At 70.7% G+C, this 25448-nt stretch carries 22 protein-coding genes; 11 read left to right on the top strand and 11 right to left on the bottom strand.

The window, feature by feature from the left end:
* Window positions 1-100 precede the first annotated feature (100 nt).
* On the bottom strand, window positions 101-991 hold the full coding sequence (locus tag BI335_RS04560; RefSeq protein WP_094429801.1) for a 1,4-dihydroxy-2-naphthoyl-CoA synthase: 891 nt from the start codon (window positions 989-991) through the stop codon (window positions 101-103).
* Between the two features lie 118 nt (window positions 992-1109).
* Here BI335_RS04560 and BI335_RS04555 point away from each other — a divergent pair, with 118 nt between their 5' ends.
* The 3 genes from BI335_RS04555 (at window position 1110) to BI335_RS04545 (ending at window position 6051) form a co-directional block, all read left to right on the top strand.
* A complete protein-coding gene (locus BI335_RS04555) occupies window positions 1110-1412 on the top strand; it encodes a hypothetical protein (protein ID WP_094401729.1) in 303 nt (100 codons plus the stop codon).
* Window positions 1409-4546, top strand: a complete 3138-nt coding sequence (locus BI335_RS20980) for a WXG100-like domain-containing protein (protein ID WP_144009070.1) — start codon at window positions 1409-1411, stop codon at window positions 4544-4546. The genes BI335_RS04555 and BI335_RS20980 overlap by 4 nt, the downstream gene beginning before the upstream one ends.
* A gap of 101 nt (window positions 4547-4647) precedes the next feature.
* On the top strand, window positions 4648-6051 hold the full coding sequence (locus BI335_RS04545) for an MFS transporter (protein WP_094357635.1): 1404 nt from the start codon (window positions 4648-4650) through the stop codon (window positions 6049-6051).
* A gap of 10 nt (window positions 6052-6061) precedes the next feature.
* Here the strand turns inward: BI335_RS04545 and BI335_RS04540 are convergent, their stop codons facing one another.
* Genes BI335_RS04540 through BI335_RS04520 form a run of 5 tightly spaced genes read right to left on the bottom strand, consistent with a single transcriptional unit; the run spans window position 6062 to window position 10590 of the window.
* Window positions 6062-6979 (bottom strand): dioxygenase family protein, encoded by a 918-nt coding sequence (locus BI335_RS04540; RefSeq protein ID WP_094404983.1) that lies wholly within the window; start codon window positions 6977-6979, stop codon window positions 6062-6064.
* On the bottom strand, window positions 6976-8037 hold the full coding sequence (locus tag BI335_RS04535) for a maleylacetate reductase (RefSeq protein WP_229117715.1): 1062 nt from the start codon (window positions 8035-8037) through the stop codon (window positions 6976-6978). Before BI335_RS04535 ends, BI335_RS04540 begins: the two co-directional genes overlap by 4 nt.
* Window positions 8034-8708, bottom strand: coding sequence for a 3-oxoacid CoA-transferase subunit B (locus BI335_RS04530; RefSeq protein ID WP_094404981.1), 675 nt, complete (start codon window positions 8706-8708; stop codon window positions 8034-8036). Before BI335_RS04530 ends, BI335_RS04535 begins: the two co-directional genes overlap by 4 nt.
* Window positions 8708-9403 (bottom strand): 3-oxoacid CoA-transferase subunit A, encoded by a 696-nt coding sequence (locus tag BI335_RS04525; RefSeq protein ID WP_094403303.1) that lies wholly within the window; start codon window positions 9401-9403, stop codon window positions 8708-8710. The genes BI335_RS04530 and BI335_RS04525 overlap by 1 nt, the downstream gene beginning before the upstream one ends.
* Complete coding sequence (locus BI335_RS04520) at window positions 9403-10590, bottom strand: thiolase family protein (protein WP_094404980.1); 1188 nt, start codon at window positions 10588-10590, stop codon at window positions 9403-9405. Before BI335_RS04520 ends, BI335_RS04525 begins: the two co-directional genes overlap by 1 nt.
* Before the next feature lie 72 nt (window positions 10591-10662).
* On the opposite strand from BI335_RS04520, the gene BI335_RS04515 reads away from it, so the two are divergent.
* Window positions 10663-11649: a LysR family transcriptional regulator gene (locus tag BI335_RS04515; protein WP_094404979.1), complete on the top strand. Its 987-nt coding sequence runs from the start codon at window positions 10663-10665 to the stop codon at window positions 11647-11649.
* On the opposite strand, the gene BI335_RS04510 is transcribed toward BI335_RS04515, so the two are convergent.
* Window positions 11540-12211, bottom strand: coding sequence for a TetR/AcrR family transcriptional regulator (locus BI335_RS04510; protein ID WP_208109193.1), 672 nt, complete (start codon window positions 12209-12211; stop codon window positions 11540-11542). The genes BI335_RS04515 and BI335_RS04510 overlap by 110 nt on opposite strands.
* A 111-nt stretch (window positions 12212-12322) precedes the next feature.
* Here BI335_RS04510 and mhpA point away from each other — a divergent pair, with 111 nt between their 5' ends.
* The 4 genes from mhpA to BI335_RS04495 all read left to right on the top strand — a co-directional run bounded on the left by mhpA (window position 12323) and on the right by BI335_RS04495 (window position 17083).
* A complete protein-coding gene (gene mhpA, locus BI335_RS04505) occupies window positions 12323-13933 on the top strand; it encodes a bifunctional 3-(3-hydroxy-phenyl)propionate/3-hydroxycinnamic acid hydroxylase MhpA (protein WP_094404978.1) in 1611 nt (536 codons plus the stop codon).
* Between the two features lie 82 nt (window positions 13934-14015).
* Window positions 14016-14627 (top strand): ribbon-helix-helix protein, CopG family, encoded by a 612-nt coding sequence (locus BI335_RS20975; protein WP_133625926.1) that lies wholly within the window; start codon window positions 14016-14018, stop codon window positions 14625-14627.
* 51 nt (window positions 14628-14678) lie between these two features.
* Window positions 14679-16022, top strand: coding sequence for a DNA polymerase IV (locus BI335_RS04500; protein ID WP_094404977.1), 1344 nt, complete (start codon window positions 14679-14681; stop codon window positions 16020-16022).
* A gap of 35 nt (window positions 16023-16057) precedes the next feature.
* Complete coding sequence (locus BI335_RS04495) at window positions 16058-17083, top strand: M48 family metallopeptidase (RefSeq protein WP_094357653.1); 1026 nt, start codon at window positions 16058-16060, stop codon at window positions 17081-17083.
* Between the two features lie 29 nt (window positions 17084-17112).
* On the opposite strand, the gene BI335_RS04490 is transcribed toward BI335_RS04495, so the two are convergent.
* The 4 genes from BI335_RS04490 to BI335_RS04475 form a co-directional block, all read right to left on the bottom strand.
* Window positions 17113-18576, bottom strand: coding sequence for an MDR family MFS transporter (locus BI335_RS04490; protein WP_229119446.1), 1464 nt, complete (start codon window positions 18574-18576; stop codon window positions 17113-17115).
* Window positions 18577-18682: 106 nt separating this feature from the next.
* Window positions 18683-20191 (bottom strand): serine/threonine-protein kinase, encoded by a 1509-nt coding sequence (locus BI335_RS04485; RefSeq protein WP_166646736.1) that lies wholly within the window; start codon window positions 20189-20191, stop codon window positions 18683-18685.
* A gap of 93 nt (window positions 20192-20284) precedes the next feature.
* Window positions 20285-21280 (bottom strand): prolipoprotein diacylglyceryl transferase, encoded by a 996-nt coding sequence (lgt, locus tag BI335_RS04480; protein WP_166646737.1) that lies wholly within the window; start codon window positions 21278-21280, stop codon window positions 20285-20287.
* A 52-nt stretch (window positions 21281-21332) separates the two neighbouring features.
* Entirely contained in the window at window positions 21333-21791 is a 459-nt protein-coding gene (locus BI335_RS04475; protein ID WP_094429799.1) for a hypothetical protein, read from the bottom strand.
* Window positions 21792-21845: 54 nt separating this feature from the next.
* On the opposite strand from BI335_RS04475, the gene BI335_RS04470 reads away from it, so the two are divergent.
* The 3 genes from BI335_RS04470 (at window position 21846) to BI335_RS04460 (ending at window position 25198) form a co-directional block, all read left to right on the top strand.
* A complete protein-coding gene (locus BI335_RS04470) occupies window positions 21846-22781 on the top strand; it encodes an alpha/beta fold hydrolase (RefSeq protein WP_094429798.1) in 936 nt (311 codons plus the stop codon).
* A 10-nt stretch (window positions 22782-22791) separates the two neighbouring features.
* On the top strand, window positions 22792-23859 hold the full coding sequence (locus BI335_RS04465) for a tartrate dehydrogenase (protein ID WP_094429797.1): 1068 nt from the start codon (window positions 22792-22794) through the stop codon (window positions 23857-23859).
* A gap of 184 nt (window positions 23860-24043) precedes the next feature.
* A complete protein-coding gene (locus BI335_RS04460; protein WP_094426815.1) occupies window positions 24044-25198 on the top strand; it encodes an acyl-CoA dehydrogenase family protein in 1155 nt (384 codons plus the stop codon).
* Window positions 25199-25448: the final 250 nt, after the last annotated feature.

Below are 25448 nucleotides of genomic sequence, written 5' to 3'. Positions count from 1 at the left end.
GCATGGGATTCCTCTCGACACGGTCGCTGCGCGACCTACTCGAGGAACGTGAAAGGGAACGGTCGCTGCGCGAGGTACTCGGGGAACGTGAAGGGCAGGATCAGAAGTAGTACGGGAACTTCGACCAGTCGGGGTCGCGCTTCTCCAGGAAGGCGTCGCGGCCCTCGACGGCCTCGTCGGTCATGTAGGCGAGCCGGGTGGTCTCACCGGCGAACACCTGCTGGCCGACCAGCCCATCGTCGACGGCGTTGAAGGCGAACTTCAGCATCCGCTGCGCGGTGGGTGACTTCTGACAGATCTTCGCCGCCCAGTCCAGCCCGACCTTCTCCAGTTCGTCGTGCGGCACTACCCGGTTCACCGTACCCATCCGGAAACCGTCCTCGGCGGAGTATTCCTCACCCAGGAAGAAGATCTCGCGGGCCACTTTCTGGCCCACCTGGCGGGCCAGGTAGGCCGAACCGTACCCGGCGTCGAAGGAGCCGACGTCGGCATCGGTCTGCTTGAAGTGTGCATGCTCGGCGCTGGCCAGGGTGAGATCGCAGACCACGTGCAGCGAATGCCCGCCGCCGGCCGCCCAACCGTTGACCAGCGCGATCACCGGCTTCGGCATGAACCGGATCAACCGCTGCACCTCCAGGACGTGCAACCGGCCCGCGCGGGCCTGCTGCACCGTGTCAGCGGTCTCGCCGTCGGCGTACTGATATCCCGACCGCCCACGGATCCGCTGATCGCCACCCGAGCAGAACGCCCACACCCCATCCTTGGGGGCCGGCCCGTTGCCGGTCAGCAGCACACAACCGACGTCCGGGCTCATCCGGGCATGGTCCAGCGCGGTGTAGAGCTCGTCGACGGTGTGCGGGCGGAAGGCATTGCGCACCTCGGGCCGATCGAAGGCGATCCGCACCGCGGGCACCTCGCGCGCCCGGTGGTAGGTGATGTCGGTGAAGTCGAAGCCCTCCACCGGCTGCCAGTCTTCGGGATGGAAAGTCACCCGACCACCGTAGTGGCTCCACCGGATAATTCCGCTCCGCTCAGCCTCCTCCAGTGACCGGTTGGCGCGGTAGAAAGGGGGCCGGTTGACCGTTCGGGGGCTGACCAGAGGGGTACGCGTGGAGAAGATCTTCGTCTCGACAGCGGCGCTGCGTCGTTCGTCGGAGGCGCTGCGCGCCGACTCCGGAGGCACCCAGAGCGCGATCGTCGCGGCCCTCACCGATATCCGCACCGAGTCCGCCTGCTGGGGCCAGGATGCGCCCGGCAACGCCTTCGCCCTCTCCTATCTGCCCGATGCGCTGGCCCTGATCATCGCCGCCGTGACCGCCGACGCGCAGGTCGAGGACCTCAGCGAGCGACTCGATGCCACCGCCAACGGCTACGACCGCACCGAGGCTGAGAACAGCGGACCCGGCGCATGACGATCACCGCGGAGGCCGGACCGCTGATTCCGAAGTGGGTGTACGCCGACAGCTTCCCGGAGGCGGACGAGGACGCGCTGCGTCGACTCGGCACGGCCTGGCGAGCGCTCGCGACCGCCGTGGCCGAGCGCGGCACCGAGGTCACCGGGACCGGGCGATCCCTGGCCACCGAACACCAGGGCACCGCCGGTGACGCATCCCAGCAGCGGATCGGGTTGATCGGCGGCTGGCTGGGGCGTACCAGTGCGGGCTGCACCTCCGCGGCGCAGGCCTGCGAGCAGGCCGCCGAACTCGTCACCGCCGCCAAGAACGCCATGAACACGATCCTGCACTCGCTGCTGATCGCCAGCGTGAAGGCCGTGGCCACCGCTGCCCTGCTGGGTCCGCTCGGACTGGCGGAGGTGCCGACCAAGCTGCGGCAGTTGCAGGTGGTGGCCCAGGCCCGGTTGCAGGCGCTGTCCCGGGCACTGACCCGCCGGCTGGGCGGCCTCACGCTCGAACTGGATCTCGATCCGGCACCCGGGCCGGCTCCGAAGACCGACCAGGGCGGACTGGACGCCCTGGTCTCCGACATCGGCGGCCGCACCGAACACGAGCGTCGGCTGGCCTCCCGGCCGCCGGCGGATCCCCGCAGCGGCGCGGCCGACCAGGCCTTCGACCCCACCCAGCGTGAGCAACTCGACCGGTCGGCGGACAAGTTGCTCGACGGGCCCGGGGCCGAACAGGGCCCGGACACCTTCGACGGGGCGCCACCGGCCGGTTTCGGCGGGCAGGACGGCACCACCATGCCGGGCCCGGACACCGCACCAATGCCGCTGGACAGTGGCAGCCTGCTCGAGGACACCGGTGAGGTGACCAGCGAGGAGATGGAACAGGGCGGCGTGCTGCCCGGAATGCCGCCACCGACCGGCCCAGCACCCGGTACGCCACCCCCACCGGGCGGGGCCGGTGGCGCGGGCGCCGGTCCCGGTGCGGAACCGCCACCGGTGGCACCCGGTCCCGAACCCGCGGCCGAAGAACCCACCGCACCCACACCGCCGCTGCCGGGCGATCCGGGACCGACCGCACCGGCACCCGGCCCCGCACCGGCACCCGGCAACGACCCGGACCCCGCGCCGGAACCCGCGCCCGCACCCCCGTCCACTTCGGATCCCGAGCCGGCACCACGGCCCGGACCGGGCTCAGGCCCCGAGCCGGCACCGCGCCCCGAACCGGCACCGCGCCCCGAGCCGGCACCTCGGCCGGACCCAGCGCCGCGGCCCGACCCAGCGCCCCAACCGGGGGAGCCAGCGGCACCACGACCGGAGCCGACCCCGCGTCCCGAGCCGGCCCCGCGTCCCGAACCGGCCCCCTGGCCGGGACCCACGCCGCGGCCCGAACCCGCCCCGCACCCCGATCCGACGCCGATCGTCGACCCCGAGCCCGAACCGCGGCGGTCCTACCCGGATCCCGACCCGGGGGTGGAGGACCGGACGATCCCCAGGCCCGCGCCCGAGCCCCCCGACCCCCTCCCCTCGGTTCCCCCGGCGCCCGATCCGGTTCCGGCACCGGAGATCCCCGTCGGTACGCCCGAGCCCGGCGGCCTGCATGCCGAACCGATCGCCCCGCCACGGATCGGCACCGAGAGCGCCGGGTGGGCCGACCCCTCACTGGTCGGCCCCGGCAGCGGCGCACCACCCGGTGCGCTCGGTGCGCTGGGTGCACCCGGTGCGCCCGGCCCCCTCGGGGCGTCAGCGTCCGGCCCGGGTGCGCTCGGGGCACCCGGGGCCGGAACCCCCACCGGAGCGGGCGGGTTCGGCGGCGCGGCCGGCCCCGGTGGTCCCGGCGGCCCCGGGGGTGGCGCCGGTGGATTCGGCGGCCCACCGGGGGGGTTCGCCGGTGGCGCCCCGGCCCCCGCTCCCGCACCCGTCCCCGCTCCCTCCGGTGCTCCCCCGGCGGTTCCCCCGGCCGGCAACCCCGGGGTCCAGACCAACCTCGGCCAGAACCAGCCACCGGCCAACCCCGGCACCGCCGCCGTCGCGCCGGTCGCCCCCGGGCGTACCGACGCACCCCGCATCGCCCCGACCAATCCGGCCAATCCGGCCAACCCGACCGGGGTCGCGGCCACCGCACTGGCCGGCACCTCGCTGGCGGCGGCCGGGTTGCGACCCGCCGGCCCGCGGACCGATCTGCACACCACCGGGATGGTCGCGGTGCGCCGCTTCGGCCCAGAGGAGTTGCGGTCCCAACTGGTCCCCGACAATCCCTGGCTGATCGTCTTCCAGAAGGTGCTCCGCCCCGGTGAGGCCGATGAACTGCTCTCCGGCCGGTGCCGCACCCTGCGCGGTCTGCTCAACCCCGCGCACCAGGTGAACCATCTGCGTACCCCGGCCGAGCACCACGACGCGCTCGGCCTCGGTTTCGCCGTCGACGACGGCACCGGCCGCCTCGAGATGCCCTTCCACCGGGGTGCGGAATCGGTGGATCTGCTGCGCTGCAACGGAATCCGGTCCGATGACCTGATCGTCCCGGTGAGTGCCGACTGGTCCGGCGAGGCGGCCGGGAGCCTGCCGGTGCAGCGCGAGCACCGCGCGCCGTGGACGGGCACCGGACACGCCCCGGGTTCCTCCTCGACCGCGCCGATCGAGGAACTGGAGCTGCTCGGTCATCTGCGTACCCCGATCCCGCACGCCGCCGAGATCTGGCGCCGGTACGCCGACGGCAGCATCGAGTGGGTGGCCAGCCACGACGCCACCACCGGTCGTTGGAGCAGTGGACCGGAGGCACCCGAACCGTCGGGTTCCCCACTGTGCAACGGAAAATACCTGCTCGGCAGCGATGGTTCGGCGACCCCGGTCCAGGAGCTCGACGACGAACAGCTGCTGCTGCTCGACGGACCCGTACGCCGACTGGTGCCGCGGGCCGAATACGGCCGCCCGGTGGCGCTGACCACCATCGGCCGCTGGGGTTCGGCCCGGGTCCAACTGCTGCGCACCGAGCAGAACCGGGTGCTCGTCGACTATCTCGGCGACTCCCTGGACGAGGCCTCCGCACTCGGTTTCGTGCAACTCGGCCAGGGCGAATGGGAGTCGCGCTGGGTGCCGGAGGCAGCGGTCACCGACCGTACCGAGTACCGCCGCGCGTACCAGGCCTGAGACCCGCCCGGACATTGCGCACCTGTTGACGGTCGCAACACAAGCGCTATAAGTTGGCCGGCGATCCGGAACCCCGGGCTGAGGCGAGCAATGGAGCGGCCATGTCCCCGTCCCCTTCCCGAACACCGAATGCGACCGACCAGAGCTGGCCGGTGCCGCGGCGCACGACGGCCCTGGTGCTGTTCTGCTGCTGGCTCGGCATCCTCGCCGAGGGCTACGACGTCGGCGTCCTCGGCGCCGTGCTGCCGGCGCTCGCCGAATACCGCGAGTGGGGCCCGCTGACCAAGCTGGAGCTCGGCGCGCTCGGCTCCCAGGCGCTCATCGGCATGCTGATCGGTGCCCTGTTCATCGGCACGCTGAGCGACCTGATCGGCCGCAAGAAGATGCTGCTGCTGTCGATGCTGATCTTCACCACCACCCAGCTCGGCGCGGCCTTCGCACCGACGCCGGAGATCTTCGGGCTGTTCCGGCTGCTCGGCGGGCTCGGCATGGGCGGCATCATCCCGGTGGCCGCCGCGCTGACCATCGAATACTCCCCGCCCCGGCGCCGCGCGCTGAACTACGGGATCATGTATTCCGGTTATTCGCTGGGCATCGTCGCCGCCGCCCTGGTGGCGCTGCTGGTGCTGGACAGCCACGGCTGGCGCTGGGTGATCGGCATCGGCTCGGTACCGGTGCTGCTCATCCCGATTCTCGCGCTGATGCTGCCCGAATCGATGGAATACCTTGTCCAGAAGGGAAAGATCGATCAGGCCCGGACCCTCGCCGATCGGCTGAGGATCCGCCCGTTCCGGGAGTCGGACTGGGTGCACCCGCCGGCCGCGGGCGAGTCGGTACGCCGCGGCCCGCGCGAGGTGATGGGCATCCTGTTCTCCCGCCCCTTCGCCGCCGCGACCGCCTTCTTCTGGATCTCCCTGTTCTGCGGGATGCTGCTGGTCTACGGGTTGAACACCTGGCTGCCCTCGATCATGAAGGCCGCCGGCTACCAGCTCGGCTCCTCGCTGATGTTCCTGCTGGTCTTCTCGCTGGCCTCCGCGGCCGGTGGCCTGCTGCTCGGCTGGATGGCCGATCGCTGGGGCCGCAAGCTGGTCCTGGTCGTCTTCTTCGCCCTCGGCGCGGTCTGCATCCTGGGCCTGATGAACAAGAACAGCCTGCTGGTCAACTACGGCCTGGTCGCGATGGCCGGCATCGGCTCGATCTCGGTCTCCCTGGTGCTGACCGCCTGGGTCGCCGACTACTACCCGGCGTACGCCCGGGCGACCGCGGTCGGCTGGGCGCTCTCCTTCGCCCGGATCGGCGCCATCGCCGGTCCGATCGTCGGCGGCTGGATCGCCGGTGCGCAGCTGCCGTTCCAGTACAACTTCGTGCTGTTCGCCGTGGTCGGGCTGGTCTCGGCGATCGCGATCGCGCTGATCCCCCGCCCCCCGGGCGACCAGCGCCGCAGCGATCCGCCGGTCAGCGGCACCGATCCGGATCTGGTCGACGAGGAGCGCGTCCAGGTCTGACCCGGCGGCCTCAGCCCGCGTCGGCGGGGGCGAGCACGATGTCGAACCGGGCCCGGGTCCAGGTCTTGTCACCCAGGTCGCGGCCGTCCGGGGTCGGCGTACCGGCCGGCTGCTCGTCGAAGTCGACGATCAGCGACTCCTTCACCCCGAAGACGCTGTCCCGCTCCAGATAGTCGTCACCACGGACGAAGATGTGGGTGACCAGGGTGCGCAGCTCGGGGGCGCTGACCATGAAGTGCAGGTGCGCGGCCCGCATCGGCGACCGGTTGGCGGCGGCGAGCAGGCTGCCGACCGGGCCGTCGTGCGGGATCGGGTACGGGGTCGGGGTGACCGCCCAGAAGCGGAAGTTCCCGTTCTCGTCGGTGTAGAGATGGGCGCGGCCGGCGGTCCGGTCGCCGTCGTACTGGACGTCGTAGAAGCCGTCCTCATCGGCCTCCCAGGCCTCGATCTTCGCCCCGACGACCGGGTTCCCCTCGGTGTCGCGGACGCTGCCCTCGACCCAGGACGGCTGGCCCGCGGCCGGTCCGGCGATATCGCCGCCCTGGTCGATCTCCGGGGATCCCTCGACGAAGAACGGGCCGAAGACGGTGGCCTCGGTGGCGTCGGCGTACGCCTCGTTGTTGATCGCGATCACCTGCATCGAGGCGCCGAGGACGTCGGAGAGCAGGATGAACTCCTGCCGCCGGTCGTCGGTGATGTGGCCGGTGGCGGTGAGGAAGTCAATACCGGCCTTCCACTCCTCCTCGGTCAGCCGCACGTCGCGGACGAAGGCGTGCAGATGGGTGGTCAGCGACTTCAGGATCTGCTCGACCCGGGCATCGTGCGTACCGTCGAAGGAGGCGCGCACGGTCTCGATCAGCGCCTCCTCCCGGGCCCGCTGCTCGGCGTCGATTTCCCTGTGCTGGTTGACTTCTTCGGTGCTGGTCATCGGGGATCGGTTCCTTCCTGGGCGCCGCGCAACAGGCGGGCCAGATCGTCGGCTGTGACAGGTGTGGGGTTGGTGTCGGGCACCACCGGCAGGATCGCGGCGACCGCATCGGGGATCTGCTCCGCGGTGAAACCGACCTCGCGCAGCGCCCGCGGCGCGTTCGTCCGGCGGCGCAGCTCCTGCAGCCCGTCGAGTGCCGTCGCGCTGCCGAAGGCGGCGGCGATCCGCTGCTCGGCCTCCGGTGCCTCGGGTGCGTTCAGCGCCAGCACGTAGGGCAGCACGATCGCATGGGTCGGGGCGTGCGGCAGGTCGTAGCGGCCCCCGAGCACATGGCAGATCTTGTGGTGCAGCCCCGAACCGGCGGAGGCGAAGGCGACCGCGGAGAGGTACGCCCCATAGAGCGTCTGCTCGCGGCCGGGCAGCCCGGCCGGGTCGTCGACGACCTGCGGCAGCCCCTCGGCCAGCGCCCGGATGCCCTCGCTCGCCAGCGCCCGGTTGATCGGGTCGGTCCGCGGCGCCCACATCGAGTCCACGCAGTGCGCCAGGGCGTTCAGCCCGCTGGCGACGCTGAGCTCGACCGGCAGCCCGGTGGTCAGCTCGGCGTCGTAGACGATCGCCTTCGGCAGCACCCGGGGATCGCTGCCGGTGGTCTTCTTGCCGTCCTCGGTCAGCCCCCAGACATCGGTGGCCTCCGAGCCCGCATAGGTGGTGGGGACCGCGACGATCGGTACGCCGGAGGTCAGCGCGACCGCCTTCGCCAGCCCGGTGGTGGACCCACCGCCGACCGCGACGATGGCGTCCACCCGGTGCTCCGCGGCCGCCGCCCGGGCCCGCTCCGCGACCTCGACCGGGACGTGCATCCTCACCTCGTCGTATGCCAGCGCGACCGGCAGCTCGGCGCTCACCCGCTCGGCGAGATCCCGCTCGGAGTTCCCGGCGATCACCATCACCCGTTCGGCGCCGAGCCGGCCGACCTCATCGGCCAGGGCGGCGGCCGCGTCGCCGCTGGCGAAACGGACCCGCTGGCCGAGGGTTTCGTGTGCGAAGGACATGGTCATGCGAGGCTGCTCTCCCTGGTCGAGACGGGCACGGTGAGGCGGTCGGCGAGTTCGTCGATGGTGGTGCCGAAGGTGGCGAGCACGGTCACCGCGTCCCGGCCCGGTCCCACCTCGAAGATGCCGAGGTCGGTGTAGACGCGGCTGACGCAGCCGACGCCGGTCAGCGGATAGTCGCAACTGGGCACCAGTTTCGGCGTACCGTCGCGGCCGAACAGCGACATCATCACCAGCACCTGTTTGGCGCCGATGGCCAGATCCATCGCGCCGCCGACCGCGGGAATGGCGTCCGGGCGGCCGGTGTGCCAGTTGGCGAGGTCACCGGTCAGCGACACCTGGTAGGCGCCGAGCACACAGACGTCGAGATGGCCGCCGCGCATCATCGCGAACGAATCCGCCTGATGGAAGTACGCCGCCCCGGGCAGTGCGGTGACCGGCACCTTGCCCGCATTGGTCAGGTCGGGATCGATCTGATCGCCGGTGGCGGTCGGGCCCATGCCGAGCATCCCGTTCTCGGTGTGCAGGATCACGCCCTGGTCGGCGGTGAGATGGTCGGCCACCTTGGTGGGCTGCCCGATGCCCAGGTTCACATAGGACCCCTGGGGGATGTCGGCCGCGATCAGCGCGGCGAGTTCAGCCATCGACAGCGGGTGCTCGGCGGAGGGATACGACATCAGCGGGCTCCTTGCACGGTGTAGCGGCGGGCCGGCACCCGGACCAGCCGGTCGACGAAGATCGACGGGGTCACCACGGCCTCCGGGTCGAGGTCGCCGGGATCGACGATCTGGTCGACCTGGGCGATCGTGGTCGCGGCCGCGGTGGCCATCACCGGTCCGAAGTTGCGAGCGGTCCGGCGATAGACGAGATTGCCGAGGCGGTCCGCGCGGTCGGCGGAGATCAACGCGACATCACCGCGGATCGGATGCTCCAGCACGAACTCACGGCCGTCGATCTCGCGGGTCTCCTTGCCCTCGGCCAGCGGCGTACCCACCGCGACGGGTGAGAAGAAGGCGCCGATCCCGGCCCCGGCCGCGCGCATCCGCTCGGCCAGATTTCCTTGTGGGACGAGCTCCAGCTCGATCCGGCCGCTGCGATAGAGCTCGTCGAAGACATAGGAATCGGACTGCCGCGGGAAGGAGCAGATGACCTTGGCCACCCGGCCCGCCTTGAGCAGCGCGGCCAGCCCGACCTCGCCGTTGCCGGCATTGTTGGACACGATCGTCAGGTCCTGCGCACCCTGTCGGATCAGCGCGTCGATCAGGTCGAACGGCATCCCGGCCAGTCCGAAGCCACCGACCAGCACGGTCGAACCGTCCGCGATCCCGGCCACGGCCTGATCCGCGGTCTCGAGCACTTCGGTGCGCGCCATCAGACACCTGCCTCGAGATTTTCAAGCACCACAGCAAGTCCTTGGCCGACACCGATGCAGATCGCGGCCACACCCCAGCGCTCGTTGCGTTCACGGAGCACCGCGGCCAGGGTACCGACGATCCGCCCGCCCGAGGCGCCCAGCGGATGCCCCAGGGCGATCGCGCCACCGCGGGTGTTGACGATCTCCGGGTCGATCGGCCAGGCGTCGATGCAGGCCAGCGACTGGACGGCGAAGGCCTCGTTGAGCTCGACCGCACCGACCTGGGACCAATCGATCCCGGCGCGGGCCAGGGCCCGGTTCGCGGCCTCGACCGGGGCGTACCCGAAGTCCTGCGGTTGCAGCGCGTACGCCGCCCGGCCGGCGATCCGGGCCAGCGGTTCGCTGCCGATGGTGCCGGCCGCGGCCTCGGAGCCGAGGAGGACCGCCGCGGCGCCGTCGCTGAGTGGGGAGGCGTTGCCGGCGGTGATGGTGCCGTCGGGGCGGAAGGCGGGTTTCAGTTCGGCGAGCTGGGCGGTGCTGCTGTCGGGGCGGATGCTCTCGTCGCGGGTCAGCTCGGTGTCCGGCACGGGGACGACCAGGTCGTCATGGAAGCCGTCGGACCAGGCCCGGTCGGCGAGCCGGTGGGAGCGGGCGGCGAACTCGTCCTGCCGCTCCCGGGAGATGCCGAACCGTTCCTGCAGCTGCTCGTTGGCCTCACCCAGGGAGACCGTCCACTCCTTCGGCATCCGGTGGTTGACCAGCCGCCAGCCGAGGGTGGTGGAGACGGCGGCGACGTCACCGGCCGGGTACGCCCGGGACGGTTTCGGCAGCACCCAGGGCGCCCGGGTCATCGACTCCACCCCGCCGGTGAGCACGATGTCGGCGTCCCCGGTCTCGATGGTGCGGGAGCCGATCAGCACCGCGTCCAGGCTGGAGCCGCAGAGCCGGTTCACGGTGGTGGCGGGCACGCTCACCGGCAGTCCGGCGAGCAGGGCGGCCATCCGGCCGACGTTGCGGTTCTCCTCACCGGCGCCGTTGGCGTTGCCCCAGACGATGTCGCCGATCGCGGCCGGGTCGAGCTCGGGGGTACGCCCCAGCGCGGCGGTGATCGCGTGGGCGGCCAGATCGTCGGGTCGGACCCCGGCCAGGCCGCCGTTGAACCGGCCGAACGGGGTGCGCACCGCGGCGTACACGAAGGAACTCACGGCCCCAACGCTAGGCCGACCACGCCATATAGTGAAGGATCAATATCAGACACTTCTAGGTATGATCCGGATATGAATCTGCTGCAGCATCTGCGGTACTTCGTTGCCGTCGCGGAGGAGCGGCACTTCGGCCGCGCGGCCGAGCGGTTGCAGATGGCGCAACCGCCGCTGTCCCAGCAGATCCGCCGACTGGAGCGCGAGGTCGGGACGCCGCTGTTCACCCGGACGACCCGACGGGTCGACCTCACCCCCGCCGGCGCCGCCTATCTGGAGCGGGCACGGGCGATCCTGGCCGCCGTCGACGAGGCCGCGGAGGAGGCCCGCCGGGTGGCCGCCGGACTCGTCGGGCACCTGGTGATCGGCTGCGTCGGCTCGGTCACCTACAGCCTGCTGCCTGCCCTGGCCCGCCGGCTCGCCAGCGAACTGCCCGGGATCGACGTCTCCTTCCGCGGTGAGATGCTGGCCGCCGAGCAGATCGAGGCCGTGCGCACCGGCACCGTCGACCTGGCCCTGCTGCGGCCACCGGTCACCGACGGTGCGCTCGCGGTCACCCCGCTGCGCGAGGACCGGCTGGTGGTGGCGATCCCGCAGGGGCACCGGCTGGCGGAGCGGGACCGGATCCGGATGGCCGACCTCGCCGAGGCCGAGTTCATCGTGCACTCGGCGGATCGGAAGTCGGCGATGTACGGGGTGGTCCAACGGCTCGCCGCGGCGGCCGGCTTCACCCCGCGGATCCAGCACGAGGTCGGTGAGACCTCGACGGTGATCACCCTGGTCGCCGGTGGGCTCGGGATCGCGGTGGTACCCGAACCGGTCACCGCACTCGCCCTGGCCGGGGTGGTCTTCCGCCCGCTGACCCGCCCCCCAGCCGGCGTCGAACTGGTCGCGGCGCACCGGGCGGACCGGCTCGAACCGCACCTGCAGCGCACCCTGGAACTGGTCCGCGAGCTCACCGGCGAGGAGCCAGGATCTCCCGTGCCTGGTCCACCGACGGCAGGGGCGGCAGCGGGCGGCGGGCGACCTCGTACGCCTCCTCCGCGGGCACGCCGACCATCCTGAGCAGCAACTCGGCGACCGTGGAACTCGGGTCCGCGGACCGGTCACCGGACAGGTGCACGTGCATCGCCGACAACAGGGCGCCGAAGGTGACCGCGGTCGCCACGTCGAGATCGGGGATCCGGAATCGGCCGGCGTCCAAGCCGATCTGCAGATCCCGCCGGGCGCGCGGCCCCAGGGCTGCGTTCAGCTGGTCGTGCGCGACCCCGAGCCGCACCACCATCCGCCCCCACAGCGGGTCGGTGACCGCCATGCCGACCAGGTGGCGTACCGAGAACGAATAGATCTCGGCCGCATCCTGGAGGTCCCTGGTGAGGGCGTCGAGGCGGCCGCCGAGGGTCTCGACCGCGTCGGCGACGACCGCGGTGATGATCTCCTCGCGGGAGGTGAAGTAGTTGTAGAAGGTCCCCGCGCCCAGGTCGGCTCCCTCGGTGATCGCCGAGATCGTCAGCGCCTCGGCTCCCCCGGTCGCCATCAACTCGGCGGCGGCATCGACCAGTCGTTTCCGATTGCGCGCGCGCCGCCGGGCACCTCGATCCGGCCCGGCGCTCGCAGCAGTCGTCACGGGCGTCACGCTAGCAGCGCGGATCCACCCCGATCCGAAAATGAAGGTTGCTTCATTTGTGAAGCTGTGTTCATACTGGGTTCCTCGGACTTCAACGGAGAAGGGGTTCCAATGACCGCAACCCAGACACCCGAACACTGCGATGTCGCGATCGTCGGACTCGGCCCGGTCGGTCTGTTCGCAGCGATCCTGCTCGGCCGCCGGGGCCACCGCGTGATCGCACTCGACCGCTTCGCGACCCCCTACCCCCGCCCACGCGCGGTGACCTTCGATCACGAGATCGCGCGACTGCTGAACTCGATCGGCGTGAATGCCGATTCCGATACCGCGATCGACTACTACGACGCGATCTACCGCTGGCGGAACGCTGCCGGTGACGTGCTGATGGACGTCGACTGGGCCAGCCGCGGGGTCGACGGATGGCGCAACCGCTACTGGTTCAGCCAGCCCGTCCTGGAGGAGCGGTTGCGCCAGATCGCCGAGTCGCTGCCCGGGGTCGAGCTCAGGCAGGGTCACCGCGTCGAATCGGTTGACCAGGACGAGTCCGGGGTGACGCTGCGGTACCGCGCATCGGCACCCGACGATGAGGCGGGGACCATCCGGGCGGCCATGGCGATCGGCTCCGACGGAGCCAACAGCACGGTCCGGGAACAACTCGGGCTGGCGATGACCGATCTGAAGTTCCACTACGACTGGCTCGTGGTGGACATCCTGCCGACCGAGGAGCTGGCGTACGAACTGCCGCATTTCCAGATCTGTGACCCGGTCCGGCCGACCACCGTGGTTCCCGGCGGGCCGGGGCGGACCCCGGGCGCCCCGCCGAGGCGGCGCTGGGAGTTCATGGCGCTGCCCGGTGAGACCGCGGCCGAACTGGAGGACCCGGCGAAGGTGTGGGAGTTGCTCGCCCCCTTCGGCGTGACGCCCGCGAATGCCGAACTGGAGCGCGCGGTGTTCTGGCGATTCCAGGCGAAGTATCTCGAACAGTGGAACGTCGGCCGGGTCGCGCTCGCCGGCGACGCCGCCCACCTGATGCCGCCGTTCGCCGGCGAGGGGATGTGTGCCGGGCTGCGCGATGTGGCCAATCTCTGCTGGCGGATCGACCTGGTCCTGCGCGACCTCGTCCCGGTGACCAGCCTCGACGGTTACACCAGCGAACGGAAGACCAATGTGCAGTGGTACATCGACTTCGCGATCATGATGGGCCGCACCATCTGCGTGACCGATCCGCAGGAGGCGATGGAACGCGACCAGCGGATGACCGCCGAGCACCTGACCCAGGACGGGCCGATCCACGCCCATCTGGCGACCCTCGGACCGGGCGCCTGGGTCGCCGACGATCCGCACGCCGGACGACCCGCGATCGAGGGCCGGGTGGCGTACCGGGGCCGGTTCGGGCGCTTCGACGACGTGGCCGGTGCCGGGTGGAACCTGCTCTCCACCGTCAATCAGGGTGATCCGCTGGAGGCCGACCAGCGGGCCGCCTTCGAGCGGATCGGCGGGCGCACGTTCACCGTGGGACCGCCCGGCAGTGGCGCCGAGGTGATCGACATCGAGGGGCGGTACGCCGACTGGTTCGCCGAGAACGGCGTCCGCCACCTGCTGGTCCGGCCGGACTTCTGCGTCGCCGCCACGGCGGCCGATCGGACCGGCCTGCGCGACGGGATGGAGCAGGTCCTGGGCGCCGTCGGACTGGCCGGGACGGACGCACTGGCGGCACCCTGACGACCTGCCGACCCGACGATTGACAGCATTTTGACAGCATCATGACTTGATTTTGACATTGCTATGACGTCACATTGAGGTCATGGAACTTTCGCAGTATGTCGAGTCGGTGCAGGAGCAGGTGGCCCGCGCCACCACCCTGGCCGACGACCGTGCCAAAGAAGTGGCGCAGCAACTCGGATCCTCGCTGGACTCCGCGCTGCGCCTCGCGCTGATCCAGGCCCTCAGCGATGCGGCGGCCGAGCTCAGCACTCAGACCGGGGACCGCATCGAGGTGCGGATGTCCGGTGGTGACCCGGAGTTCGTGGTCAGTGCGGGTGAGACGACCGATCAGGACCCCGAGGCCGAGGAGGAGGCGTACGACCCGGAGGAGCCGCAGGCGCGGATCAGCCTCCGCCTCCCCCAGCCGCTGAAGAAGCGGATCGACGAGCTCGCCGCCACCGAGGGGGTCTCGGTGAACACCTGGCTGACCCGCTCCGCGATGCGTGGGGTACGCCGGGCGAACCGACCCGGGCGCGGGCCGTGGGGCCCGGGCTTCGGCCCGGGTGGGCCCGGTGGGCCCGCTGGGCCCGGAGGTCCCGGTTTCGGCCGGGGTCCGGGCTTCGGTCCCGGCCCGGGGTTCGGCCCCGGGCATCGCGGGCGCGGGGGCCGGGGACGGCGCCGCGGCGGTCCGGACGGCGACGATCTGCGCTGAGCACCCTCGCGGCGGGCCGGCACCGTCGGCCCGCCGTGGCAGGCTTGGCTGGTGCGTACCCAGGCCTCCGTCATGCACCTGGACCTGGATGCGTTCTTCGCCTCGGTGGAGCAGCGCGACAAGCCCTCGCTGCGCGGCAAACCGGTGATCGTCGGCGGGATCGGGCAGCGCGGGGTGGTCTCCACCGCCTCCTACGAGGCGCGGGTCTTCGGCGTCCGCTCCGCGATGCCGACCCATGAGGCGCGCCGCCGCTGCCCGCACGCCGCCTTCCTGGCCGGCCGCTTCCACGCCTACCGGGAGGCGAGCCGACAGGTGATGGCGATCCTGCGTTCGATCTCCCCGCTGGTCGAACCGCTGTCCCTGGACGAGGCCTTCGTCGATCTGGCCGCCGCCACCGACCCGCTCCCCGATTTCGGCGAACGGACGCTGCGCGAGCTGGTCGACCGGGTCAAGGACCGGGTGGCCGCCGACACCGGTGGACTGACCGCCTCGGTCGGGATCGGCAGCAGCAAGTTCATCGCCAAGCTGGCGACCGAGCTGGACAAACCGGACGGCTGCCGGATCGTGCCGGCCGGCACCGAGGTGGAGCTGATCGCACCGATGGCGGTCGGCGTGATCCCCGGTGTCGGCCCGGTCTCCCGGGAACGGCTGGCCCGCATCGGCGCCCGCCGAATCGCGGATCTGCAGGCGATGAGCCTGGCCGAGTTGACCCGCGAGCTGGGCAAGGCGGCCGCGGCGAATCTGCATGCCCTCGCCTACGCCCGCGACGACCGCCCGGTGCAACCGGACCGGGAGGCCAAGTCGATCTCGGTCGAGGACACCTTCGAACACGACCTGCGGGATCCCGCCGAGCTGCGCCGGCTGATCGAGCGCGACGCCCAGGAGGTCGCCTCCCGGGTCCGGGCCGGGGAACTCTTCGCCCGCACGGTCACCCTCAAGGTCCGGCTGCCGGACTTCACCACGCTGACCCGCTCCCGCACCCTCGACGGCGCCACCGACCGGGCCGAGGTGATCGCCCGGGTGGCCCGCGAACTGCTGGCCGGATTGGATGTCTGGGAGGGGGTACGCCTGCTCGGCGTCGGCGTCGCCGGGCTGACCGGCATCGCCCAGGAGGAACTGTTCACCACCGAACCCGATCCCGAACCAGCCGAGGAGGCGACCGACCAGCCCGAACAGCAGGCGGCCGGCATCGTCGAGGCCGACACCCGTGCCCGGCGGCGGCCGACGAGCTGGCTGCCCGGGGTCGACGTGGAGCACGACGAACACGGCCGGGGCTGGGTCTGGGGCGCCGGGCTGGGCCGGGTGACGGTCCGCTTCGAGACCGCGGAGACCGGGCCGGGCCCGGTACGCACCCTGGCCGCCGACGATCCCGCGCTGCACCTGGTCCAGGCCTGAGAACCGCTGAACCCGGCCCCCGGCACACTGGTGGCGTGAGCGAGGACAGCAATCCCACCCGTAAGCGGATCGTACTGACCGACATCTCGAGCCGGGCCTGGGAGCATCCCGCCGACCGCGGCGCCCTGGTGGCGCTGCGCAAACTGCACGGTTTCGACCTGCTGGTCCGCAAGCTGTCGGGCTTCGTGAACGAGCGGATGGTGCGGATGCTGCTGCTCGGCTCGAACGTCCGGGTCAGCGAACGACAGTTCCCGCGGGTGCACCAGATCTACACCGAGGCCGGCCGAACCCTGGATCTGCCCCGGCTGCCGGAACTGTTCGTCGCCGCGAGCCCCTATCTGAACGCGTCGACGATCGGCGTGGACACCCCGCGGATCGTGATCAACTCCGCGGTGCTCGACATCATGGACGACGACGAGTTGCGGTTCGTGCTCGGCCACGAGCTCGGTCATGCCGAGAGCGGCCACGCGCTCTATCGCACCCTGCTGTCCTATCTGATCCAGGGTGGCACTATGCTCGCCGGCGGCGTCCCGTTCGGCGCCTGGGGGATCCGCGCGATCATCGCCGGGCTGAGCGAATGGGCGCGCAAGGCCGAGCTCTCCGGCGACCGCGCCGGGCTGCTCGCCACCCAGGACATCGGTGCGGCGGTCCGGGTGCAGCTCAAGCTCGCCTCCGGCGGTCATCTGGCGGACCTCGACCAGACCGAATTCCTTGCCCAGGCGAAGGAATACGACGCCACCGAGGATCTGCGCGACTCGATCCTGAAGTTCCTGCTGGTCGAGGGGCAGAACCATCCGCAGGCGGTCGTGCGCGCCGGCGAACTGCGCAAATGGGTGGACTCCGGGGAGTACGCCGACATCCTGGCCGGTGACTATCCGCGCCGACAGCAGGACCGCGACGCGAAGATCTCCGAGGAGGCCGCGGCCGCCGCCGACTCCTATGCGAGCGCGTTCGCCAGCAGCCAGGACGCGATGGCACGGCTGGCCCGCGATCTCGGGGACGGGCTCACCGACCTCGGCCGCCGGCTCGGCCAGCGCTTCCGGCAGCCGCCGCGCGACTGACCGACTGAGCTGTTACGACCGGGCCGCGATCAGGCGGACGCCGGCTCCGGCGAGGCCTCGCCGACCGGCTCCGGCTTCGGCGTCGAATCGCGGAGCAGGAACGCCAGCACCACCGCGACCGCAGCCATCCCGGTGGCCAGCAGGAAGGTGGCGTGGGTGCCGGCCAGCTGGGCGGCGATGTGGTCGGTGCCGGTGGCCATCAACGCCTTCGCCCGTTCCGCCATCACGGTGACCAGCAGCGCGCTGCCGGCGGCGCCGGCGACCTGCTGCAGCGTACCGACCAGAGCCGAGCCATCGGCGTACAGCTGCGGCGGCAGATCACCCAACGCGGTGGTGAAGATCGGGGTGAACATGAACGACAGCGACAGGCTGAGCAGCACGTGCATCGCCAGCAGGATGCCGACCGGGGTGCTGGTGCTGGTCAGCATGCTGAGCGCGAACACCCACACCGTCATCGAGATCGCCGCCGGGATGACCAGCCGGCGGGCGCCGAAGCGGTCGTAGAGCCGGCCGATCACCGGGCCGAGGACACCCATCGCCAGCCCACCGGGCAGCATCAGCAGGCCGGCGTCCTGGGTGTCCAGACCGCGGACCTGCTGCAGGTAGATCGGATAGACCAGGAAGACGCCCATCAGCGCCATGAAGCCGATCATCATCACGCCCAGGCCGACGCTGAAGTTGCGATAGCCGAAGGTCCGCAGATCCAGCAGCGGCTGGGTGAGGGAGAGCTGGCGCCAGACGAACAGCCCGAGCGCGACCAGCGCGACCGCGAAGGAGCCGATCATCACCGGCAGCTGGCCCTCGGCACCGATCTTGTTCAGCGCGTAGACCAGCCCGCCGAAGCCGATCGCGGACAGCGGCACCGAGATCAGGTCGATCGGCTTGTCGGTCTGCTCACCGACGTTCTTCATCCGGATCGCGCCGATGACCAGCATCACCAGGGCGATCGGCAGCATCACCCAGAAGATGGTGCGCCAGTGCGAGTAGCGCAGGATGACACCGGAGATCGTCGGGCCGAGCGCCGGGGCCATCGAGATCACCACCGAAATCAGGCCCATCACCTGGCCGCGGCGCTGCACCGGGACCAGCACCAGGATGGTGGTCATCAGCAGCGGCATCATGATCGCGGTGCCGGAGGCCTGCACCACCCGGGCGAGCAGCAGCGGGCCGAAGGACGGCGCCAGCGCGGCCATCGTGGTGCCGACCGAGAACAGGCCGAGGGCGGCGATGAAGATCTGCCGGGTGGTGAAGCGGTTCATCACGAACCCGGTGATCGGGATGATCACCGCCATCGTCAGCATGAAACCGGTGGTCAGCCACTGGGCGGTCTGGGCCTCGACGTGCAGATCAGCCATCAGGGCGGGCAGCGCGACGGCCATCGTGGTCTCGTTGAGGATCACCACGAAGGCGGCCCCGAGCAGCAGGCCGATCACACCCCACGGGGTCGGTTGGTCGGTCGCGTGCGGATCAGTCAGGGATGTGGAGTCAGCCACGGTCACTCTTTCAATCTGCGGTGGGCGATGGTCCAACTCCACCGAGGAGTGAGTTTATTCCAGCGGTACGCAAACGGCTCGGCCTTTTCTGCGGGCCGGGCCGGCCTCAGTCATCGTCGTCGGCGTCGCTGTCGTAGTTGTTGTTGCCGCCATTGCCGTTGCCGTTGGAGATGCTGCCGTTGGTGTCATTACCGTTGCCGTTGCTGCCGCTGTTGCCGCCACTGTTTCCCGAACCGCTGTTGCCGCTGTTGCCCGAACCGTTGCCGCCACTGTTGCCCGAGCCGTTGCCGCCGCTGTTGCCACCGCTGTTGCCGGAGCCACTGTTGCCGGTGGCCTCGCTGGTCGGCGGCTGGGTCGTCTGGGCCCGGGTGGTCGGGGCCTGGGTGGGCGCCTGGGTGGTCTGTCGGGTGGCCCGGGTCGTCGGTGCCCGGGTCGGTTCCTGGCTGGCCTGGCGCGTGGTGGTGGTCCCGGCGCGGGTCGGGCTCGGGGTGGCGCTGGGGGTCGCCGCGCCACCGGGCAGGGTCAGGCTCGGCAGCAGCGACAACCCGGCGGCGACACCGGAGGCGAGCAGCATCAGCACCACGACCAGCCAGGGCCAGCGGGATTTCTGCCGCGGGCCGACGGGTGGTTCGTAGGGGCGTGCCCCGGCCGCCGCCGGTGCCGGAGCCGGAACCGGGCGCGACTGGGGATAGGGGCCGGGTTCGCTGGGCGTCTCGGCGAAGGAGGCCCGGGTCGGTGTCCGCGCTCCGTACGCCGCGGTCGGCGGCATCGCGGCGGTGGCCGCGAGCACGGTCGGGGCACCCGGGTCGACGGCCAGGGCGCGCAGCTGCTGCTGCACCTGCTCCCCGCTCGGGCGGCGGGCCGGATCCTTGTCGAGCAGCCGGGCGACCAGCTCGTCGAGGGCGGGCGGCACGTCCGGGCGGCGGGCCGACAACCGCGGCGGGGTGGCATTGATCTGCTGGTTCGCGACCGCCAGCGCCTCCCCGGTGAACGGCGGTTTCCCGGTCAGCATGGTGGTCAGCAGGCAACCCAGGGCATACCAGTCGGAGGCCGCGGTCGCACCCCGGCCGCTGGCCTGTTCCGGTGACATGTACGCCGCCGTGCCCAGGGCGGTGGCCGGTGCGGTCAAGGTGGCGCCGGCGTTCTCGGAGAGCTGCGCGATACCGAAGTCGACGAGCTTGATGTCCTTGTCATGGAACATCACGTTGCCGGGCTTGATGTCGCGGTGCACCACACCGATCCGGTGGGCGGCGAGCAACCCGCGGGTGACCTCCTGGGCCACCCGCAGCGCCTCGCCGACGGCGAGCGGCCCCTCGGCGTGGATCAATTCGGACAGGCTCGGCCCGGTCAGCAGCTCCATCACCAGGAAGGCGGTGTCGCCGTCGAAGCCGGCGTCGTAGACCTGCACCACCTGGGGGGTGGAGAGTCCGGCGGTGGCCACCGCCTCCCGCCGGAAGCGTTCCTTGGCGGTCTGGTCCTGCCCGCTCAGGTCGACGGTCTTGATGGCCACGATCCGCTGCAGCACCCGGTCCCGGCCACGCCACACCTGCCCCATCCCGCCACCGGCGAGTCGGGCGGTCAGCTCGTAGCGGTCGGCGAGCAGATCGGGCGTCATGGGCCCCATGGTACGGACGCCGCCGGGTGCGACTCACACGCTCGCTGAGCGAGGAGCGCCTCCCCCGCGCTCAGCCAGCGGATGGGGTCGCTGTCAGGATCCCTTCGACTCGTCGCTGCGCTCCTCGCTCAGGGAACGGGCGGGGTCGTCGCTGTGCTCCTCGCTCAGGGAACGGGCGGGGTCGTCGCTGCGCTCCTCGCTCAGGGAACGGGCGGGGTCGTCGCTGCGCTCCTCGCTCAGGGAACGGGCGGGGTCCTGGTCGAGGGGCGGGTGCGCATTGCGCTTCCTGGACCAGAGCCAGAGGGCGGCGCCGCCGATGATCATCGGTACGCAGAGCCACTGCCCCATCGACAGACCCAGCGAGAGCAGACCGAGATAGTCATCGGGCTCGCGGAAGTATTCGGCGGCGAAGCGGAACACCCCGTAGCCGAAGACGAAGGCACCGCTGATCTCACCGCGCGCCCGCTCCTTGCGGGCGTACAGCCAGAGCAGCACGAACAGCAGCAATCCCTCGCCGAGGAACTGGTACAGCTGCGAGGGGTGCCGCGGCTCCGGGCCGGCGCCGGGGAAGATCATCGCCCAGGGCAGCGACGGATCGGCGGGTCGGCCCCACAGTTCACCGTTGAGGAAGTTGCCGATCCGGCCGGCAGCCAGCCCGGTCGGCACCGCCGGGACGAGCAGGTCGGTGACCTCCAGGAACGGTCGCTTGCGCCGCCAGGCGTACACCGCCAATCCGACGACCACGCCGATCGCGCCGCCGTGGAAGGACATCCCGCCCTCCCAGACCTTGAGGATGTCCAGCGGATTCGCCAGATAGTAGGCCGGTTTGTAGAACAGGCAGTAACCGAGCCGGCCGCCGAGGATCACCCCGAGGATCGCGGTCAGCAGGAGATCCTCGACGCTCTCCCGGGTCCACGGCGCGGGCTGGGTGATCCGGGCGTACGGCTGGTGCTTCAGCCGGCGCAGCAGCAGCCAGTAGCCGAGCCCGAAGCCGATCAGGTACGTCAGCGCGTACCAGTGCACGGCGAGCGGTCCGAGCCGGAACGCGATCGGATCGATCTCGGGGAATCTCAGCACCAGGGGGACCACGAGGCCCAAGTCTCCCACAGCCGTCCCAGTCCCGCCGGTGTCGAACGTCCGGTCAGCAGACCGCGTCGATGCTGCTGGTCTCGCCGCGGAAGCTCACCGAGTCCCCGGCGCGCTTGCCGCGCAGTTCGGCATAGAGCGGCGCATCGGTCCCGATCCCGGCGTACGTCGCACCGCCGGAGGTGAACTCGTCGCTGGCGACGCCGACCACATAGCGATCACCGGCCAGGGTGATGATCGCACCGGGTTCGACGGTGTCCTTGGGCGAGAAGTCGAGCCCGCGGGCGTCGGCGACCAGGTCGGCCTGGGCGTCATCGACCTGCTGGAAGGCGGCGTGGGTATCGCCGGCCTCGTCGGCCTGGACCTCGTCGTCGATGGTGTACGCCCCGTCGTCGGTCGGGGCGGCGTCAGTGGCGCGCACCTGGACGGCCTCGTCGAGCACGTCCTCACCCCCGCGCAGGTGGCTGAGCAGGTCGCTGCGCACCTGCTCCTTGTCGATCCTCTGCTCGCTCATGTGCCGACTGTAGTCTCCGGCGCTACCGCTAACGTGAGGACCGAGGAGGCAGCGATGACCACAGCAGGTTTCGCCGGGTTCACCGAACTCAGCGCCGAGGCCAACGGGATCACGCTGCGCGGGATCGCCTCGCTCGACGGCCCGGAGGTGGCCACACCCCGCCCGCCACTGTTGCTGCTGCACGGCCATCCCGAGACCCATCTGATGTGGCGCAAGGTCGCCGACCGGTTCGCCGAGGATTTCCAGGTGGTGGCGCCGGATCTGCGCGGTTACGGCGCGAGCGACAAGCCGCCGACCGAACCCGACCACGCCTCCTACTCCTTCCGGGCGATGGCCCAGGACCTGGTGGAGCTGATGCGCGGGCTGGGCTTCGAGCGGTTCGCGATCGCCGCCCACGATCGGGGTGCGCGGGCCACCGCCCGACTGCTCGCCGACCACCCCGGCCTGGTCAGTTCTGCTGTGCTGATGGACATCGCGCCGACCCTGGACATGTACGCCGGCACCGATCAGGCGTTCGCCACCGCCTACTGGCACTGGTTCTTCCTGATCCAGCCGAGCCCGCTGCCGGAGGAGCTGATCAACGCGAACCCGAACGCCTACGTGGCCCGGCTGATGGGGATGCGGCACGGCAACCTGGATCCCTTCGCGGGCGCGCTGGCGGCGTACCAGGAAGCCGTCGCCGATCCGGAGGCGGTGCGCGCGATGTGTGAGGACTACCGCGCCGCCGCGAGCATCGACCTGACGCACGACCGCGCCGACCGGGAGGCCGGGCTGATGATCGGCACGCCGCTGCGGGTGCTCTGGGGCCGGCACGGGGTGGTGCACAAGCTGTTCGACCCGCTGCCGCTGTGGCGGCAGGTCGCCACCGGCGTCTCGGGGCGGGCGCTGGACTGTGGGCACTACCTGCCCGAGGAACAACCCGACGAGGTGTACGCCGAGGTGCGCGAGTTCACCCTGGCGCACTGGAACGCCAGCACACCGGACAACTGAGAGGACGACGATGAGCAACCGTTACCGCATCGCGGTGATCCCCGGCGACGGCATCGGCACCGAGGTGATGCCCGAGGGTGTGCGCGCGATCCAGGCCGCCGCCCAGGCGTACGACTTCGAGCTCGAACTGACCGAGTTCGACTTCTCCTCCGCCGCCTACTGGCAGCAGCACGGCCAGATGCTGCCGGACGACTGGTTCGACACCCTCAAAGGATTTGACGCGATCTTCTTCGGCGCGGTCGGCTGGCCGGAGGTGCTGCCCGACCATGTCTCGCTGTGGGGTTCGCTGCTGCTCTTCCGGCGGCAGTTCGACCAGTACGTCAACCTGCGTCCGGTGAAGCTGCTGCCCGGCGTACCGGCGCCGCTGGCGAACCGGAAGCCCGGGGACATCGACTTCCTGGTGGTCCGCGAGAACACCGAGGGCGAGTACTCCTCGGTCGGCGGGCGGATGTTCGAGGGCACCGACCGGGAGACCGTGCTGCAGGAGACGATCATGACCCGGCACGGGGTGGACCGGATCCTGAAGTTCGCCTTCGAGATCGCCCAGGGCCGGGAGCGGCACGTCACCTCGGCGACCAAGTCCAACGGCATCTCGATCTCGATGCCCTACTGGGACGAGCGGGTCGCCGCGATGGCGAAGAACTACCCTGACACGAAGGTGGACAAGTTCCACATCGACATCCTGACCGCGAATTTCGTGCTGCACCCGGACTGGTTCGACGTGGTCGTCGCGTCCAATCTGTTCGGCGACATCCTCTCCGACCTGGGCCCGGCCTGCACCGGCACGATCGGGGTGGCACCGAGCGGAAACATCAACCCCACCAAGGAATTCCCGTCGCTGTTCGAGCCGGTGCACGGCTCCGCACCGGACATCGCCGGCCAGGGCGTGGCCAACCCGATCGGGCAGATCTGGGCGGGTGCGATGATGCTGGACCACCTCGGCGAGACCGCGGCCGGCGCGGCGGTCACCCGCGCCTTCGAGGAGACCCTGGCGAGCGGGCGTACGCTCACCCGCGACCTGGGCGGTACGGCCTCGACCACCGAACTCGGTCAGACGATCGCCGCCGCGATCCGCTGAAGGCTCACGCTCATCGAGTAGGCAGCCATGCGGAGCCTGCGGAGCAATGGCTGCCGTGTCGAGATGACCGGGACCTGGCTTCGTCTCGCTGGCGCTCGCTCAGCCGGCGTACGCCCCGGCTACGCTGAGGCGTACCGAGAAGTAACCCACGCACTGCCCGACGACGTACCGATGCGAGGAACCGATGCGCGAACCACTCCCCTATCGCTCCCCCTGGATGGATGAGGAGCTCGACGATCTGGCCGAGATGGCCGGGATCTTCTTCGACCGCGAGATCGTGCCGAACATCGACCGGTTCATCGCCCAGCACGCGGTGGATCGCGAGGTGTGGAACAAGGCCGGCCAGCAGGGGTTGCTGCTGCCCAGCGTGCCGGAGGAGTACGGCGGCGCGGGCGGCACCTTCGCCCACGAGGCGGTCATCCTGACCGCGCAGGGGTATGCGACCGACGACTCGCTGGGGCATGCGATCCACTCCGGGATCGTGCCGCACTACATCATGGAGTACGGCACCGAGGAGCAGAAGAAGGAGTGGCTGCCGAAGCTGGCCAGCGGCGAATGGGTGGCCGCGCTCGGGATGACCGAGCCCGGTACCGGCTCCGATGTCGCCTCGATCCGCACCAAGGCCGTCCGCGACGGCGATGAGTATGTGATCAACGGTGCCAAGACCTTCATCACCAACGGCGGGTTGGCCGATTTCGTGCTGCTCGCCTGCCGGACCGGTGAGGCCGGCGCGAAGGGCATCTCGATGATCGGCGTCCCGGTCGACGGGCTCGCCGGCTACGACAAGGGCCGCGATCTGGCCAAGATCGGCATGCAGGGCTCCGACACCCGCGAGCTCTCGTTCACCGATGTCCGGGTGCCGGTCGCCAACCTGCTCGGCGGCGAGGAGGGCAAGGGGTTCGCGCAGATGATGCAGCAACTGCCCCAGGAGCGGCTCTGTGTCAGCGTCTCCGCGGTCGCCAACATGGAGAAGGCCGTCGCGCTGACGATCGCCTACACCAAGGAGCGGGAGGCCTTCGGGCAGCCGCTGATCGACTTCCAGAACACCGGTTTCGAGCTGGCCGAGGTATCCACCGACGCGCTGGCCGCGCGTACCTTCCTGGACCACTGCATCGGGCTGCACCTGCGCGGTGAGCTGGATGCGGTGACCGCTTCCCGGTTGAAGTACTGGACCACCGACATGCAGGGCAAGGTGTTGGACCGCTGCCTGCAGCTGTTCGGCGGCTACGGGTTCATGGCCGAATACCCGATCGCGCGGATGTATTCCGGCGCGCGGGTGCAGCGGATCTACGCCGGCAGCAACGAGATCATGAAGGTGCTGATCCACCGCTCCCTGTGACGCCCCCAACGCTCATCGAGTAGCTCGCGCAGCGAGCGTGCCCACGCCCATCGAGTAGCTCGCGCAGCGAGCGACGGTCCTATAGATCGTCAAGGGGTCATGAGGTCGGTTTTGAGGTTTCGATAGATGGTGCGGGCGAGGTGGCGTTTGAGGCATCGGATGGTTTCGGCGCGGGTCTTGTGTTCGCTGGTGCGTCGGTGGAAGTAGGCCTGGGTGTCGGGGTCGCGGCGCAGCCGGCCGATGATGACCA

The sequence above is a fragment of the Enemella evansiae genome (assembly GCF_002250705.1).
GTDB lineage: Bacteria > Actinomycetota > Actinomycetes > Propionibacteriales > Propionibacteriaceae > Enemella > Enemella evansiae.
Note: the sequence above shows the minus strand (reverse complement) of the source record. Positions and strands in the feature narration are given on the sequence as shown.

Bases quoted from the DNA above. Each gene is read 5' to 3' on its own strand.
- BI335_RS04535 (WP_229117715.1), bottom strand. From the start codon at position 8,037: ATGACCATGTCCTTCGCACACGAAACCCTCGGCCAGCGGGTCCGTTTC.
- BI335_RS04525 (WP_094403303.1), bottom strand. From the start codon at position 9,403: ATGGCGCGCACCGAAGTGCTCGAGACCGCGGATCAGGCCGTGGCCGGG.
- BI335_RS04460 (WP_094426815.1), top strand. From the start codon at position 24,044: ATGCGCGAACCACTCCCCTATCGCTCCCCCTGGATGGATGAGGAGCTC.
- mhpA (WP_094404978.1), top strand. From the start codon at position 12,323: ATGACCGCAACCCAGACACCCGAACACTGCGATGTCGCGATCGTCGGA.
- BI335_RS04545 (WP_094357635.1), top strand. From the start codon at position 4,648: ATGTCCCCGTCCCCTTCCCGAACACCGAATGCGACCGACCAGAGCTGG.
- BI335_RS20975 (WP_133625926.1), top strand. From the start codon at position 14,016: ATGGAACTTTCGCAGTATGTCGAGTCGGTGCAGGAGCAGGTGGCCCGC.
- BI335_RS04470 (WP_094429798.1), top strand. From the start codon at position 21,846: ATGACCACAGCAGGTTTCGCCGGGTTCACCGAACTCAGCGCCGAGGCC.
- BI335_RS04475 (WP_094429799.1), bottom strand. From the start codon at position 21,791: ATGAGCGAGCAGAGGATCGACAAGGAGCAGGTGCGCAGCGACCTGCTC.
- BI335_RS04485 (WP_166646736.1), bottom strand. From the start codon at position 20,191: ATGACGCCCGATCTGCTCGCCGACCGCTACGAGCTGACCGCCCGACTC.
- BI335_RS04515 (WP_094404979.1), top strand. From the start codon at position 10,663: ATGAATCTGCTGCAGCATCTGCGGTACTTCGTTGCCGTCGCGGAGGAG.
- BI335_RS04465 (WP_094429797.1), top strand. From the start codon at position 22,792: ATGAGCAACCGTTACCGCATCGCGGTGATCCCCGGCGACGGCATCGGC.
- BI335_RS04530 (WP_094404981.1), bottom strand. From the start codon at position 8,708: ATGTCGTATCCCTCCGCCGAGCACCCGCTGTCGATGGCTGAACTCGCC.
- BI335_RS04540 (WP_094404983.1), bottom strand. From the start codon at position 6,979: ATGACCAGCACCGAAGAAGTCAACCAGCACAGGGAAATCGACGCCGAG.
- BI335_RS20980 (WP_144009070.1), top strand. From the start codon at position 1,409: ATGACGATCACCGCGGAGGCCGGACCGCTGATTCCGAAGTGGGTGTAC.